The 12,607-nt window shown below is 56.5% G+C and carries 17 protein-coding genes; 13 read left to right on the forward strand and 4 right to left on the reverse strand.

Features of this window, described 5'->3' with window-relative positions:
• Nucleotides 1-27 precede the first annotated feature (27 nt).
• Complete coding sequence (locus tag HMPREF0201_RS00935; protein ID WP_016517561.1) at nucleotides 28-660, reverse strand: CatB-related O-acetyltransferase; 633 nt, start codon at nucleotides 658-660, stop codon at nucleotides 28-30.
• Nucleotides 661-1,049: 389 nt separating this feature from the next.
• Here HMPREF0201_RS00935 and mdcA point away from each other — a divergent pair, with 389 nt between their 5' ends.
• The 8 genes from mdcA to mdcH all read left to right on the forward strand — a co-directional run bounded on the left by mdcA (nucleotide 1,050) and on the right by mdcH (nucleotide 8,130).
• Nucleotides 1,050-2,705 carry a malonate decarboxylase subunit alpha gene (gene mdcA, locus HMPREF0201_RS00940; protein ID WP_039897832.1) on the forward strand — a complete coding sequence of 552 codons (1,656 nt, stop codon included), beginning with the start codon at nucleotides 1,050-1,052 and terminating at the stop codon, nucleotides 2,703-2,705.
• Complete coding sequence (locus HMPREF0201_RS00945) at nucleotides 2,705-3,574, forward strand: triphosphoribosyl-dephospho-CoA synthase (RefSeq protein ID WP_016517563.1); 870 nt, start codon at nucleotides 2,705-2,707, stop codon at nucleotides 3,572-3,574. The genes mdcA and HMPREF0201_RS00945 overlap by 1 nt, the downstream gene beginning before the upstream one ends.
• 10 nt (nucleotides 3,575-3,584) lie before the next feature.
• Nucleotides 3,585-3,884: a malonate decarboxylase acyl carrier protein gene (gene mdcC / locus HMPREF0201_RS00950; protein ID WP_016517564.1), complete on the forward strand. Its 300-nt coding sequence runs from the start codon at nucleotides 3,585-3,587 to the stop codon at nucleotides 3,882-3,884.
• Entirely contained in the window at nucleotides 3,877-4,707 is an 831-nt protein-coding gene (locus HMPREF0201_RS00955) for a biotin-independent malonate decarboxylase subunit beta (protein ID WP_016517565.1), read from the forward strand. Before mdcC ends, HMPREF0201_RS00955 begins: the two co-directional genes overlap by 8 nt.
• Complete coding sequence (mdcE, locus tag HMPREF0201_RS00960; protein ID WP_016517566.1) at nucleotides 4,707-5,507, forward strand: biotin-independent malonate decarboxylase subunit gamma; 801 nt, start codon at nucleotides 4,707-4,709, stop codon at nucleotides 5,505-5,507. The genes HMPREF0201_RS00955 and mdcE overlap by 1 nt, the downstream gene beginning before the upstream one ends.
• A gap of 134 nt (nucleotides 5,508-5,641) precedes the next feature.
• On the forward strand, nucleotides 5,642-6,601 hold the full coding sequence (locus HMPREF0201_RS00965) for an AEC family transporter (RefSeq protein ID WP_016517567.1): 960 nt from the start codon (nucleotides 5,642-5,644) through the stop codon (nucleotides 6,599-6,601).
• 3 nt (nucleotides 6,602-6,604) lie between these two features.
• Nucleotides 6,605-7,225 carry a malonate decarboxylase holo-ACP synthase gene (locus tag HMPREF0201_RS00970; RefSeq protein WP_016517568.1) on the forward strand — a complete coding sequence of 207 codons (621 nt, stop codon included), beginning with the start codon at nucleotides 6,605-6,607 and terminating at the stop codon, nucleotides 7,223-7,225.
• On the forward strand, nucleotides 7,222-8,130 hold the full coding sequence (mdcH, locus tag HMPREF0201_RS00975) for a malonate decarboxylase subunit epsilon (protein WP_016517569.1): 909 nt from the start codon (nucleotides 7,222-7,224) through the stop codon (nucleotides 8,128-8,130). Before HMPREF0201_RS00970 ends, mdcH begins: the two co-directional genes overlap by 4 nt.
• On the opposite strand, the gene HMPREF0201_RS00980 is transcribed toward mdcH, so the two are convergent.
• Genes HMPREF0201_RS00980 through HMPREF0201_RS00990 form a run of 3 tightly spaced genes read right to left on the reverse strand, consistent with a single transcriptional unit; the run spans nucleotide 8,114 to nucleotide 9,675 of the window.
• Nucleotides 8,114-9,052 carry a LysR family transcriptional regulator gene (locus tag HMPREF0201_RS00980; protein ID WP_016517570.1) on the reverse strand — a complete coding sequence of 313 codons (939 nt, stop codon included), beginning with the start codon at nucleotides 9,050-9,052 and terminating at the stop codon, nucleotides 8,114-8,116. The two genes, mdcH and HMPREF0201_RS00980, sit on opposite strands and share 17 nt — an antisense overlap.
• A gap of 34 nt (nucleotides 9,053-9,086) precedes the next feature.
• Nucleotides 9,087-9,365, reverse strand: coding sequence for a helix-turn-helix domain-containing protein (locus HMPREF0201_RS00985; protein WP_016517571.1), 279 nt, complete (start codon nucleotides 9,363-9,365; stop codon nucleotides 9,087-9,089).
• Complete coding sequence (locus HMPREF0201_RS00990; RefSeq protein WP_016517572.1) at nucleotides 9,355-9,675, reverse strand: type II toxin-antitoxin system RelE/ParE family toxin; 321 nt, start codon at nucleotides 9,673-9,675, stop codon at nucleotides 9,355-9,357. Before HMPREF0201_RS00990 ends, HMPREF0201_RS00985 begins: the two co-directional genes overlap by 11 nt.
• A gap of 450 nt (nucleotides 9,676-10,125) precedes the next feature.
• On the opposite strand from HMPREF0201_RS00990, the gene HMPREF0201_RS00995 reads away from it, so the two are divergent.
• From HMPREF0201_RS00995 to HMPREF0201_RS01015, 5 genes are read left to right on the forward strand one after another with little or no spacing between them, the layout of a single operon-like run.
• The gene (locus tag HMPREF0201_RS00995) at nucleotides 10,126-10,428 is read left to right on the forward strand and encodes a PRD domain-containing protein (protein WP_016517574.1); all 303 of its coding nucleotides are present in this window, start codon (nucleotides 10,126-10,128) and stop codon (nucleotides 10,426-10,428) included.
• Nucleotides 10,429-10,445: 17 nt separating this feature from the next.
• Nucleotides 10,446-10,808, forward strand: a complete 363-nt coding sequence (locus HMPREF0201_RS01000) for an SFCGS family glycine-rich protein (RefSeq protein WP_016517575.1) — start codon at nucleotides 10,446-10,448, stop codon at nucleotides 10,806-10,808.
• 2 nt (nucleotides 10,809-10,810) lie between these two features.
• Entirely contained in the window at nucleotides 10,811-11,107 is a 297-nt protein-coding gene (locus HMPREF0201_RS01005) for a DUF4312 family protein (protein ID WP_016517576.1), read from the forward strand.
• 24 nt (nucleotides 11,108-11,131) lie between these two features.
• Nucleotides 11,132-11,908, forward strand: coding sequence for a DUF4311 domain-containing protein (locus HMPREF0201_RS01010; protein WP_016517577.1), 777 nt, complete (start codon nucleotides 11,132-11,134; stop codon nucleotides 11,906-11,908).
• Between the two features lie 9 nt (nucleotides 11,909-11,917).
• Nucleotides 11,918-12,559 carry a DUF4310 family protein gene (locus HMPREF0201_RS01015; RefSeq protein WP_016517578.1) on the forward strand — a complete coding sequence of 214 codons (642 nt, stop codon included), beginning with the start codon at nucleotides 11,918-11,920 and terminating at the stop codon, nucleotides 12,557-12,559.
• Nucleotides 12,560-12,607 lie beyond the last annotated feature (48 nt).

Raw genomic sequence — 12,607 nt, forward strand, 5'->3', positions numbered from 1 at the left:
CGGGCGGGTTTAACCCGCCCGCTGTCATTACGCCAGACTCCTCACGGCAAGCTCCAGCGCGTCAATATCGTTATTGCTCAACAACGGCCTGATGGTCTCGAACTGCTCGTCGCTAAGCCGGTACACATTCAGCTTCAGCAGCCGCTCTATGGTCGATGGATCAAAGCGCCAGGCAATAACCCTGGCCGGATTGCCGCCAACTACGCTATAGGGGCTAACGTCTTTGGTGACTACGCTCCCTGCGGCAACAATCGCCCCTTCACCAAGGGTTATTCCCGGCATAATCATCGCCCGCATGCCAATCCAACTGCCGTCGCCTATATGGGTATCCCCTTTGGGTCGATACGATCCCTTGAGGGTTTCCATAAACGGATACAGCGAAAACCAGTCGCTGCGATGCGTATTATTGCCGCCCATTAAAATAACCGCTTCCGCGGCGATGCAGACGTAATCGCCAATCCAAAGCCGATCAAGGTGGCCGATTGGTTCCCAGCTTTGGCTGAGCGCATCGCCCTGGAGATAGCGAACAACGCTGTTTTCAAAACCGTTATCCCAGCAGTCGCTGTAATAGCTGTGGCGGCCTTTAATATGAATATTGGGGTTGGTCACCGTTTCGTGCAGGTACTCCACACGAGACCAGTGTTTATCTGTCTCTGACATGATTTATTTCTCACAATAGTGTGCCCACGGAACAGGGTTCCGCCTCGGTTTACAGAAAGGAAAGCATGAAGGGCGCTAAGCGATGCGCGGCTGCTTTAACAGAGGATTAATGAGCATTGTGATGACCTTTTAGGCTTTAACATCAAGAGAGAGAACGGGGTAATTTTATCATTACCGGTGCCGGAGTAAACCTTTTACCCGCCAAAACCCCACAGGCTAGCTGAAGCCCGCCCGCTTTTCACTTTAAGTCTGTCACAAAACGAAATATCCATTATTACTCTAAGGCTAATGATTGATCCCTGAGCTTAATTGATAGCCTCTCCCGCGCGGCGCACACTTTATCCAGACTAAAGCAAATCAAAATGATTAGCTGAATCAGGAGGTTAATAATGAGTGCTAGCCAAACGCCTGCCCGCGTCTGGAACACCCGCCGCAGCGAGAAACAGCGGCGTATGGCGTCCAGCAACGTGCAGGGGAAGGTCATTCCCACCGGCAATCTTGTCGAGGTGATGGAAAAGCTGATTGCTCCGGGCGACCGGGTGGTGCTGGAAGGGAATAACCAAAAACAGGCGGATTTCCTTTCCCGCATGCTGGCCGAAGTCAGCCCGGCAAAAGTTCACGACCTGCACATGATTATGCCGAGCGTCGGACGTAGCGAACATCTCGATATTTTTGAGAAAGGCATCGCCCGCAAGCTCGACTTCTCATTCTCAGGAACCCAAAGTCTGCGTATCTCCCAACTGCTGGAAGACGGCCAGTTAGAGATAGGCTCTATTCATACCTACATTGAGCTTTATGCCCGCTTGTACGTCGATCTTGCGCCGAACGTAGCGCTGATTGCCGGGTATAAAGCCGACCGCAAAGGCAACCTGTACACCGGGCCGAGTACCGAAGATACGCCAGCACTGGTCGAAGCCGCCGCCTTCCACGACGGGATTGTTATCGCCCAGGTCAATGAGCTGGTCGACGATGATTGCGATTTGCCGCGCGTTGATATTCCCGGTTCGTGGATTGACTACGTGGTGGTTGCCGATAAGCCGTTCTTTATCGAACCGCTGTTCACCCGCGACCCGCGATTGATCAAACAGGAACACATCCTGATGGCGATGATGGCCATCAAAGGTATCTACGCCGAGCATCAGGTGCAGTCCCTAAACCACGGTATCGGCTTCAACACCGCCGCCATCGAACTGCTGCTCCCGACTTACGGCGAACAGCTTGGGCTGAAAGGCAAAATCTGTAAGCACTGGACCCTGAACCCGCATCCGACGCTGATCCCGGCGATTGAAAGCGGCTGGGTGGAGAGCGTTCACTGCTTCGGCGGCGAGCTGGGAATGGAAGAGTACATTCGCGCTCGCCCGGACGTGTTCTTTACCGGTGCGGACGGCTCCATGCGTTCCAACCGCGCGATGTGCCAGCTTGCGGGCCAGTACGCGGTGGATATGTTCATCGGCTCAACCCTTCAGGTTGACGGCCTTGCCAACTCTTCAACCGTCACTCGTGGCCGCCTTTCCGGTTTTGGCGGTGCGCCAAATATGGGCCATGACCCGCACGGCCGCCGCCATGCAACGCCAGCCTGGCTGAACATGATTACCGAACCAGACCCGATGCAGCGCGGCAAAAAGCTTGTTGTGCAGATGGTCGAAACCTTCCAGGCGGGCGTGAAACCGACCTTCGTAGAAACCCTGGACGCGGTGGAAGTTGCCAAAACTTCCGGGATGCCGCTGGCTCCGGTGATGATTTATGGCGATGACGTTACCCACGTCCTGACCGAAGAAGGCATTGCTTACCTGTACCGTGCGGAGAGCCTTGAAGAGCGCCGCGCAATGGTTGCGGCCGTAGCAGGCATTACCGACATCGGCCTGGGCGTGGATGCGAAGCGCGTGGCGGCTCTGCGCCAAAGCGGCAAAGTCGTTTACCCGGAAGATATGGGTATTCGCCGCAGCGATGCTACGCGTTCTCTGCTGGCTGCCAGCAGCGTGGCGGACCTGGTTGAATGGTCCGGCGGTCTTTATAACCCGCCTGCGAAATTCCGGAGCTGGTAATGAAATTACATCCACAGAAAGGCGTTGAGGAAAGTGTGAGCGAGCTGGCAAGGGCGGCGACCCAAAGCCTTCTTGAAGAAGCGCGTTTAAGCCCGAAACCCGGTCTGGTGGACAGTCGGGGAAACGGCGCGCATCACGACCTTAGTCTGGCGCTGATGGAGCGCTCGGCGCACAGCCTGACCCCGACATTTCATGCTCTGGCATTACAAAGCTGGGAACGTCCGGCAGACATCGCGCTGCGCCAGTTGGTGGGGCGTCTTGGCCGCGAAGGTGAGCAGCAGATGATGGCCGCTACCGGCGGCGTTAACACCCATCGCGGAGCCATTTGGGCGCTTGGCCTGCTGGTTTCGGCTGCCGCGATGCACGGCATGGCGGGCAGCAGCAAAGCTATTGCCGCTACCGCCGCCCAACTAGCGGCCCTGCCGGACGATGCCGCGCCAAAAATCTTCAGCAAGGGCTTAAGGGCGACGCGGCGTTATCGCGTACCGGGCGCCAGAGAGGAGGCTGAGCAAGGTTTCCCTCACGTCATGCATCTTGCGCTGCCGCAGCTGCGACGTAGCCGTCAGTTCGGGGCTTTGGAAAGCGAGGCGCGGGTTGATGCCCTGATGGCGATTATGACCTCGCTTTCGGATACCTGTGTGCTCTCCCGTGCCGGATTAACCGGCCTGGAAACCATGCAGAACGGCGCGCGTAGCGTGCTGGTAGCCGGAGGCAGCGCAACGGCGGAAGGCCGCAGCGCGCTGGCGGTGCTTGACCAGCAAATGCTGGCGCTCAATGCCTCTCCGGGCGGCGCGGCAGATTTACTCGCCGCAACCTTGCTGCTGGACGGTATCGCCAACGATGCCGCCCCGCTTCACACACTTATTTAACGAGGGCGTTATGGAACACATTACGTTGTCATTTCCGGCAACCCGCACGGCCAAAGGCAAGGCCCTGGCTGGCGTGGTTGGCTCCGGCGATATGGAAGTCCTGTTTACCGCAGACCAGGGGCAGGCGCTGACCATCGACATCACCACTTCCGTCGATAACAGCGAGCAACGCTGGAAAGCATTATTTACCCGTCTCAGCGCGCTGAGCAGCCTGCCTGCCGGGCAGATGCAGATCCACGACTTCGGCGCGACGCCGGGCGTGGCGCGTATTCGTATTGAACAGGTTTTTGAGGAGGTGGCTCATGCGTGACGACAGCAGCTTTATTGAACTGAGAGCGCGTGACCGTGCGCGCCTGCTGTTAGACGAAGGCAGCTACCGTGAACTGCTTGACCCGTTCGACGGCATCATCTCGCCGTGGTTAGGGCCGCAGGGCATTGTGCCGCAGTCTGACGACGGCATGGTGGTCGCTAAAGGCACCATTAACGGCGGGCCAGCGGTGGTGATTGCCATCGAAGGTGCGTTCCAGGGCGGCAGCATGGGCGAAGTCTCCGGTGCGAAAATGGCCGCGGCGCTTGAGCTGGCGGCGGAAGATAACCGCAACGGAATTCCTACTCAGGCCGTGCTGTGTCTTGAAACCGGCGGCGTGCGCTTGCAGGAGGCTAACCTTGGCCTGGCGGCGATTGCAGATATCCATGCGGCGATAGTTGACCTGCGCCGTTATACCCCGGTCATCGGCGTGGTTGCCGGTACCGTGGGCTGCTTCGGCGGGATGTCGATTGCCGCGGCGCTTTGCAGCTACCTGATTGTAACCCGCGAAGCGCGCCTCGGCCTGAACGGCCCGCAGGTTATCGAGCAGGAAGCGGGGATTGATGAATACGACTCCCGCGACCGTCCGTTTATCTGGAGCATGACCGGGGGCGAGGTTCGCTTCCAGAGCGGGCTGGTTGATGCCCTGGTGGGCGACGGCGTTCATGCCGTGAAGCAGGCGGTGAACGACGCTATTGCCAAAGGCGTACCGGCGAAGCACCGCACCGATAACTACGCGTGGTATCTGGAGCGCCTGACCCACTTCGACACCAACAAACAGGCCGATGCCGAACAGATCAAACAGCTTTTTGGGGAGAAACACTAATGAGCCAGAAACTGAATCGTGCCGCCGTTTGGCTGGACACTTTAGCCCCGAACGCGCCGCGCATGGCAGGCCTGTGCGCCTCCGTGCAGGTGGCTGACGGCAACGTTGACGGGAAACCGGCGCGCTTTATCGCCGTCGTGCCGGACGCCAATAATCATTATCCCCGCGCCGCAGGCGGCGAAGTTGGCCTGCTCGAGGGCTGGACGCTGGCAAAAGTCGTCAGCGAAACCGTTGCCGAAGACGCCGATAAGGCCGAAAAGCGCGCCATTGTGGCGGTGATTGATGTTCCAAGTCAGGCTTATGGCCGCCGTGAGGAAGCATTTGGTATTCACCAGGCGCTGGCCGGTGCGGCCGGAGCTTATGCTAACGCTCGTCTTGCCGGTCACCCGGTTGTTGGGCTGATCGTGGGTAAAGCTATGTCCGGGGCGTTTCTGGCGCACGGTTATCAGGCAAACCGCCTGGTGGCCTTTAACGACCAGGGCGTAATGATCCACGCGATGGGTAAAGAGTCGGCCGCCCGCATTACGCTGCGCACCGTAGAGGCGCTGGAAAAACTGGCCGCCACCATCCCGCCAATGGCCTACGACATTAGCAATTATGAAACGCTGGGGCTGCTTTCCGCCCTGCTGGACATCAACAACCCGGATGCGCCGCAAAGTGAAGATGTGGCAAAAGTAAATGCTGCATTAGTGGCTGCCGTTGATGAAGCTCGCACAGATAACACGTTGAAAAACAGACTCAATGCTAAGAACCGTCATAGCTCGGCGCTGGTTCGCGAACGCATGCGCGCCAGCTGGTAGTAAGCGCTGGTAATAAGACAGACCTGCCAGACGATAAAGCCAGGCGCGTACTGCGCGCCTGAGTAAAAAAAACGTCTGAAAAAATAATAACCATCGCGACCGTGCTGACTCTCTTTTTTAACCAAGGTGAAGTTATGACTTACGTGATTGTTCATGCTCTGGCTCCTATTTTTGTCATCATGCTACTGGGCTTTTTCGCCGGCAAAGCGAAGATGGTCGATAACAAAAATGTCTCGCTGTTAAACATTTTTGTCATGGATTTTGCGCTACCTGCGGCACTGTTCAGCGCTACCGTGCAAACTCCGTGGCTTGGGATCGTTCAGCAGTCACCGCTGATTGTGGTGCTGGTGCTGGCGATGTGGATAACCTATGCGGCGATTTATTTCCTGGCGACCAGCGTGTTTAAAAAGTCTCCGCAGGATGCGGCCGTACTGACTTTGACCGTAGCCTTACCTAACTACGCGGCGCTGGGTCTGCCAATCCTGGGCAGCGTGCTGGGCGAAGGCCCGTCGACTTCGCTGTCGGTGGCGGTCTCAATTGCCTGCGGTTCCGTTCTGATGACGCCGTTCTGCCTGCTGATTCTGGAACGCGAAAAAGCGCGCGCTGCCGGTGAAGCCAGTGGTTCTACGCTGGCAATGCTGCCGGTGCTGATGTGGCGTTCGGTGAAAAAACCTATCGTCTGGGGGCCGCTGCTGGGGGTTGTGCTGTCGGCACTCGGTATTCGCATGCCGGAGCTGCTGTTGGCTTCAATTAAGCCGCTGGGCCTGGCCGCAACTGCTGCTGCGCTGTTCCTGACCGGGGTTATCCTTTCTGCCCGTAAGCTGCAAATCAACACCGTGGTGATAACGGCGACCATTACCAAACTGCTGATTCAGCCGTTTATCGCCTGGGGCATCGTGCTGGCGCTGGGCCTGACCGGGCCGGTAGCCATCACCTCTATCCTGATGATTGCGCTGGCGGCAGGTTTCTTCGGCGTGGTATTTGGAAACCGCTTTGGCGTGCAGTCTCCGGATGCGGAAGCCGTGTTGTTGCTAAGCTCGGTACTCTCTATCCTGTCGCTACCGCTGTTTATCTCACTGACTTCAGGACTTTAACTTATGTCGACATTCCGCCCCCACGATCTCCTTTGGCTGGCTGACCGCAGCGCTCTTGAAGGCGCTGGCGAGGAGTGGGTCGCAGGCCAGTGGCGCCCCGCGCTGCCGGTGGTGGTGCGGCGGGATGTTGAACGTGAAGGGTGCATTCCGGTGGGTATCCGCGGGATGCGTCGGGAGCAACGTGCTGCCGGGTGGGCGAATGCCGCAGGCGTTAAGCGTGTTGTCAGCCCGGAAGCATTAGCTAGCCGCGAGGCACTTCTTCATTCTCCTTTTGTCTCTATGCCGCCGGTTCAGAGCGCAATTCAACTGGCAGGTCGCCAGTGGCCGTGGGTCTGGGGCATAACCGGAAGCGTTGGCTATGCGCTGGCGACGGAAGTGCCGGTGCTGCACGCTGAGAGCGATCTCGACTTGCTGATTCGCTGCCCTGAACCACAGGAGATGGAGGCGCTGGTGGAATGGCAGGCATTGACCGCCAGGCTGCTGTGCCGCGCCGATACGCAAATTGAAACGCCTTACGGCGGATTTGCGCTGGCGGAATGGCTGAGGGCAGGGCGAGTGCTGCTGAAAACCAGCCGTGGCCCGGTGCTGACCAGCAATCCATGGATGCCGGAGGACGATGTATGAAAATACTCTTTACTTTTCCCGGACAGGGTACGCAGCGGCCAGGTATGCTGCAAAATCTGCCCGAACGCGACGCCATAATGGCGCAGGTGCGTAGCGTTCTGGGGGATGAAACCGACCTGCTTGATACTCATTCTGCTCTCAGACATACCCGCGCCGTGCAGCTTTGCCTGTTGATAGCCGGGGTGGCCTGGGCGCGAGACCTTGAGCGCAACGGCGTTGAGCCGGATATGGTCAGCGGTCTGTCAATCGGCGCTTTTCCGGCGGCGGTCATTGCCGGAGTATTAAGCTTTGAGGATGCTTTAAAACTGGTTGCGCTGCGCGGCGATCTTATGGAACAGGCTTATCCTGAAGGCTACGGCTTAACCGCCATCGTTGGGCTGCTTTTAGGCCAGGTGGAAGCCCTGGTCGAGGGCAGCGGAACCTATATCGCCAATATCAACGCCGAGCAGCAAATTGTTATTGCCGGGCGCGAAGACGATATGGCGCAGGTGGCGCAAAAAGCGCTGGCAAAAGGGGCGCAAAAAGCACGGCAGCTCGCGGTTAGCGTTCCTTCTCACTGCGCATTGCTGAATGAACCGGCCCAGAAACTCAAACAGGCTTTTGACGGCGTGAGCGTAAACCGGCCGCGCCGTGCTTACCTCAGCGGCAGCACGGGCCGCGTGCTATGGCAACCGGAGCAAATAGCCGAAGATTTGGCGCTTAATATGGCGCGTACGGTGCGCTGGCGTGATGCGATGGTGGCGGCCAATGAGAGAGATGTGCGCCTGGCAATAGAAATGCCGCCGGGAAGCGTATTGTCAGGGCTGACCCGGCAGGCGTTCCGTGAAGGGGTGACAGTTTGCCGCGAGCAAAATAGCGTGGCGGTGATTTCACGCCTTGCCGAACGAACTAGAGCGGCGCGTTAGGCGTATCGACAAACGAGCGGGCGTACATACGCCCTTCGGCCGCCAGCGCCAGCAGGTTCGGGTCAAGCTCGCGGGCACGAGGGAAGACAATAGCGATAGTCTGCTTCATCTGATATTGCTCGGCGAGCCTCAGCAGTTGCACTGAATTTTCATAAACCTTTTTCATTCTTCCCGGTATCAGCGTTAGCCCGACACCCGCCTGCACCAGACTCACCATCGAGAAAATATCGTTTACGCGAGTGACGATTTCCGGCTCAAAACCGGCGATATGGAAGGCTTCCTGAAAACCTGCATAGGTGGCAAAACCTTCGGCCAGGGAAACAAACTTCTCGCCGTCAAACTCACGTAAATCCGCTGGATGGCTGGTATCCAGGGGGTAATTTCCCGGTGTGGCGAGAAAAATATCGTCCTTGAACAGCGGCAGAACTTCGAGCCGCGAGCGGTCTACTTCGCCTTCGGAGAGGGATATCAGAATGGCATCCAGTACGCCGTCTTCCAGCATATTGAGCAGCACCTGGTTGGAACCCATGGTGAGATCCATTTCTAAATCCGGGCGGCGAAGCTTCATGCCCATAATCAGTTTCGGCACGGTTTCCAGCGTCAGCGAATAGAGCGTGCCGATGCGTAACCGCCCCTGGCCAACGCCCGCCGTCTGGCGAGCCTCAATAAGCCCCCGCGACATTACCGCCACCGCTTCTTTACTGTGCTCCAGCAGGGTAAAAGCCGACTCCAGCGGCACCAGATTGCGCCCTTTATGAATAAACAACGGGCAGCGCACGCCTTCTTCCAGCGTATGCAGGGCGCGATGCACGCTAACCCCGCTGATACCCAGCGCTTCGGCGGTGCGGGCAATGTTGCCCTTTTCCATAAACTCCATAAATATCTCAAGCTTACGGAAGGTGATTTCGGCGTCGATTTTCATGCGGGGGATTGGGCTTCCTGGTCCAGAGGCAGGTTTAAACCTGCTGAAGTCTGAAGTTTACGCCACAGGCGCGTGCATAGCGCATCAGGGTTTCGTAGCTCATTTTAGTGGCATTTCTTTCCATTCTTGAAACGGTTGGAGGTTTAACGCCCATTTTTTCCGCTACCTGAGCGGAGGTGAGTCCTGCTTCAGCACGCCACTTCTGTAATGTTTCCTGAAGGCATTCTAATGCCTCTTCTGCTTCCCAGGCGGCACGATACTCAGGGTTGTGCATGGATTGTTCATGAATCTGGTCGAGTGTTTTATATTTCATGCTTCATTTCCTCCAGCCTACGGAAGGCTAACACAATTTCTCCAGGTGGGATCTTCGGGGATTTTTTGATGAAAATGCGCAGCAGAAAAATACGTTCACCGCTCTGATAGAACCATAATCCTCGTGCTATGTCCGTGCCCATCGTCCGTATTTCAAACAAGCCTTTTCCGAGATGTCTGGTGTCAGGTTCTCTGAGTAAACGGGGATTAGCTTCCAGTTTCTTTAATAACCTGGTCATTTTCACCTGAAGGATGGCGGGGAGCTCGGTGAATTCCGTTTCCGCTTCATTGTGAAAAACCACAGTGAACATACTCTCCTCCTGAGAAAATATTAGCTTATAGGCTATGTTAGCTCAAGAGCTAACCAGATTTTAAACCCGCGAGGGACTTAATCCGGATTCGATTCTACAATTATTTTTTCTTAACGCTGCGCTCCTCTCCTGGCTTTGCGCAGCTCCTCGCAGGCCGTTTCCACTTGGTCATAAGCAACGCCAATGATGGCGACAAAACCTTCCTCTCATCACAGTTTCGAACAAAAAGGGCCGCTGGATATTTCCCGTTTCATTGCCCGGTTATGTGACCTAACGCACGTCATGGCAGTGAAAAACCTTCATTCCCGCCCTTTATGTGGAACAGATCACTATTGCCGCCCCGATTTCCACTTCGAAGTGGAAAACAACTCGCTACAAACCTTTCTCCCCGCCGGATAGCTTAAAAACAGATTAGTTAACGAGGTACCCAGGGTGAACAACGGAGCGGTAATGGTTAATGAAGCCGAGGAATTAACGGCGCGCGTACAGGGTTTTATCCACGCGCTGTTTAAGAGCAAGAACATCACGCCCAACGCGGTACAGGAGCAGATGCTGGCCTCCCATGTGAAAGCGATGGCACATCGGTCGCTTACCGGAGAGCCGCTGCCGGAAGTGGATGAGAGCCTGTTCGAAGAAATATCTTCAGAGTCGATGGCGATGGCTCAGGCGGTAGTGGATCAGTTTGGCAACCTGCCGGTGGAAGAGGCGTGGTTACTGTCAGTGCATTTCGAAGTGGCGAAAGACAATCTTTGAATAATCAGGAGAGAACGATGGAACAAATTACCGTAGTGATCGGCGACCGTTTGGGTAAAGGCCAGAAAGTTGCCGCAGGGATCGAAAAAGCGGGCGGTCGCGCCGTGGTTATTCCGGGCGTCGCCGCCGACATGAAACTGGGTGACGTGATGAAGGCCGAGAACGCCACTTTTGGTATCTCCTTCTGCGGCAGCGGCGGTGCAGGTGCTATCACCGCGCAAACCAAACATGGCTACAAAGCGAAATACGGCATGCGCTCTGTGGAAGAAGGCGTCACCGCGATTAACGAAGGCAATAACGTTCTTGGCTTTGGTTTTATGGATAAAGAAGAGCTGGGTGAACGCCTGGTCCTGGCCTGGAACAAGAAGTACGGCAGCTAAGTATGAAAGAGAAATTCGCAACTACGGTGCGAGTCAGCGGGCGCGGCGATACTAAAGCCAAAGCCTTCTCCGATGCCCTGAACCAGGTTCAGGGTACGGTGCTCAAGTCCACCAACAAAATTCTGCTGCGCATTGAGCCACAGGACGTGCAGGTTGTTCAGGCGCAGGTCAGGGTGCGCAAAGAAGCTTTTCTGTTCTTCTTTCTGCGCCGGGAAAGGCGGAGCTACAGCGTGGAGCTGGATGTTTCCGTCAACGTGACGGCTCTTAACCTCGATGAGGTGGATTTCGTCGCGCACTAAAACAACTCCAACAAGGGCAGATACATGTTCCTCATTATCTTATTTAAATCACTCATTATCGGCGGGCTCGTCGGTGTGGGCGTTGGCGCCGGGGCCGCGCGTATGTTCCACGCGCCAACCTCTCAGGGAATGGGCGCATTTCGTACACTCGGCGAGCTGAACTCCTGCGAAGGCGATCCGGCTTCTCACTTCTCCTTTGGTCTCGGCTTCTTCTTCAACGCCTGGGCATCCTCGGTGGCTGCGGGGGCCTTCACCCAGGATGTTGACCATCGCATTATCCCTAACTGGGGTGCCGCGGCATTGATGGTGAAAAACCGTAACGTGGCAGAAACCCTGCATGACCCGAAAAAAATGGCCATCGCCTGCGGCATTATTGGCATGGTTGTGGTGGCCTTTCTCAACAGCACCGCCTCTGCGGTTCCTGCCGCGCTACAGGTGACGGCGGTTAAGGTTCTGGTGCCTGCGGCTAACCTGCTGGTTAACACCGTGATGCCGGTTATCTTCTGGCTGGCGGCAATTGATGCCGGTAAAAAATCGGGCTTCTGGGCAACCATTTTCGGCGGCGCAGCGCAGCTGATTATGGGCAACGCCGTACCGGGCCTGGTGCTGGGTATTCTTATCGGTAAAGGTGTTGAAGAGAGCGGCTGGCATCGCGTCACTAAAGTGATGATGGGGGCTATCGTTGCTCTGTTTGTGCTGAGCGCCTTCTTCCGCGGCTTCGATATGAAAATGATCGAATCCTTCCATCTGACCACGCCGGACTGGCTGAGTCTTATCCATAACGCCGTCAGCGGAAAATAAGAGGCCACCATGGAACAGAATAAAGGTTTTTGGTATGCCGACTGGTCGTTCCCGATCTTCGTTGGCCTGCTCTCTTCCGGCGTCTTTGCCGGGACGCATATGTACTACCTGTACGGTATCGGTGCCTTCAACGAAGTCGCTTTTGTGGCGATGCTGAAGTCGGGGATTGATACCGGCGTATACGGCGCGGTAGCCGCGTTCGGCGCCAGTTTCCTGTTTGCCCGCATCATTGAAGGTTCGCTGGTGGGGATTCTGGATATCGGCGGAGCCATTCAGACCGGCGTTGGTCTTGGCGTTCCGGCGCTATTGCTGGGCGCGGGCTTTGTCTTCCCGGTAGCCAACTTCGGCGCATCGCTGGTGACTGGCCTGGTGATTGGTCTGGCGATTGGCTACATCATCATTCTCGCCCGTAAATTTACCATCAACCAGAGCGACTCCACCTACGGCGCAGACGTAATGATGGGCGCGGGTAATGCCTCCGGTCGCTTCCTGGGGCCGTTGATTATTCTCAGCGCCATGACGGCGTCGATTCCTATTGGTATCGGTTCATTAATTGGCTCTTTGCTGTTTTACCTCTGGGGCAAACCGATTACCGGCGGTGCGATCCTCGGTGCCATGATCTTAGGCTCCATCTTCCCGGTAGCGTTGTAAGCAGTATTTCCAGGGCGGACGGGCTGCGGCTCGCCGCCAGTTAAGGAG

This window comes from Cedecea davisae DSM 4568, from assembly GCF_000412335.2.
Classification (GTDB): Bacteria; Pseudomonadota; Gammaproteobacteria; order Enterobacterales; family Enterobacteriaceae; genus Cedecea; species Cedecea davisae.

What these genes read in the sequence shown, in the direction of transcription:
- HMPREF0201_RS00935 (WP_016517561.1), bottom strand. Translation starts at nt 660, where the DNA reads ATGTCAGAGACAGATAAACACTGGTCTCGTGTGGAGTACCTGCACGAA.
- mdcA (WP_039897832.1), top strand. Translation starts at nt 1,050, where the DNA reads ATGAGTGCTAGCCAAACGCCTGCCCGCGTCTGGAACACCCGCCGCAGC.
- HMPREF0201_RS00945 (WP_016517563.1), top strand. Translation starts at nt 2,705, where the DNA reads ATGAAATTACATCCACAGAAAGGCGTTGAGGAAAGTGTGAGCGAGCTG.
- mdcC (WP_016517564.1), top strand. Translation starts at nt 3,585, where the DNA reads ATGGAACACATTACGTTGTCATTTCCGGCAACCCGCACGGCCAAAGGC.
- HMPREF0201_RS00955 (WP_016517565.1), top strand. Translation starts at nt 3,877, where the DNA reads ATGCGTGACGACAGCAGCTTTATTGAACTGAGAGCGCGTGACCGTGCG.
- mdcE (WP_016517566.1), top strand. Translation starts at nt 4,707, where the DNA reads ATGAGCCAGAAACTGAATCGTGCCGCCGTTTGGCTGGACACTTTAGCC.
- HMPREF0201_RS00965 (WP_016517567.1), top strand. Translation starts at nt 5,642, where the DNA reads ATGACTTACGTGATTGTTCATGCTCTGGCTCCTATTTTTGTCATCATG.
- HMPREF0201_RS00970 (WP_016517568.1), top strand. Translation starts at nt 6,605, where the DNA reads ATGTCGACATTCCGCCCCCACGATCTCCTTTGGCTGGCTGACCGCAGC.
- mdcH (WP_016517569.1), top strand. Translation starts at nt 7,222, where the DNA reads ATGAAAATACTCTTTACTTTTCCCGGACAGGGTACGCAGCGGCCAGGT.
- HMPREF0201_RS00980 (WP_016517570.1), bottom strand. Translation starts at nt 9,052, where the DNA reads ATGAAAATCGACGCCGAAATCACCTTCCGTAAGCTTGAGATATTTATG.
- HMPREF0201_RS00985 (WP_016517571.1), bottom strand. Translation starts at nt 9,365, where the DNA reads ATGAAATATAAAACACTCGACCAGATTCATGAACAATCCATGCACAAC.
- HMPREF0201_RS00990 (WP_016517572.1), bottom strand. Translation starts at nt 9,675, where the DNA reads ATGTTCACTGTGGTTTTTCACAATGAAGCGGAAACGGAATTCACCGAG.
- HMPREF0201_RS00995 (WP_016517574.1), top strand. Translation starts at nt 10,126, where the DNA reads ATGGTTAATGAAGCCGAGGAATTAACGGCGCGCGTACAGGGTTTTATC.
- HMPREF0201_RS01000 (WP_016517575.1), top strand. Translation starts at nt 10,446, where the DNA reads ATGGAACAAATTACCGTAGTGATCGGCGACCGTTTGGGTAAAGGCCAG.
- HMPREF0201_RS01005 (WP_016517576.1), top strand. Translation starts at nt 10,811, where the DNA reads ATGAAAGAGAAATTCGCAACTACGGTGCGAGTCAGCGGGCGCGGCGAT.
- HMPREF0201_RS01010 (WP_016517577.1), top strand. Translation starts at nt 11,132, where the DNA reads ATGTTCCTCATTATCTTATTTAAATCACTCATTATCGGCGGGCTCGTC.
- HMPREF0201_RS01015 (WP_016517578.1), top strand. Translation starts at nt 11,918, where the DNA reads ATGGAACAGAATAAAGGTTTTTGGTATGCCGACTGGTCGTTCCCGATC.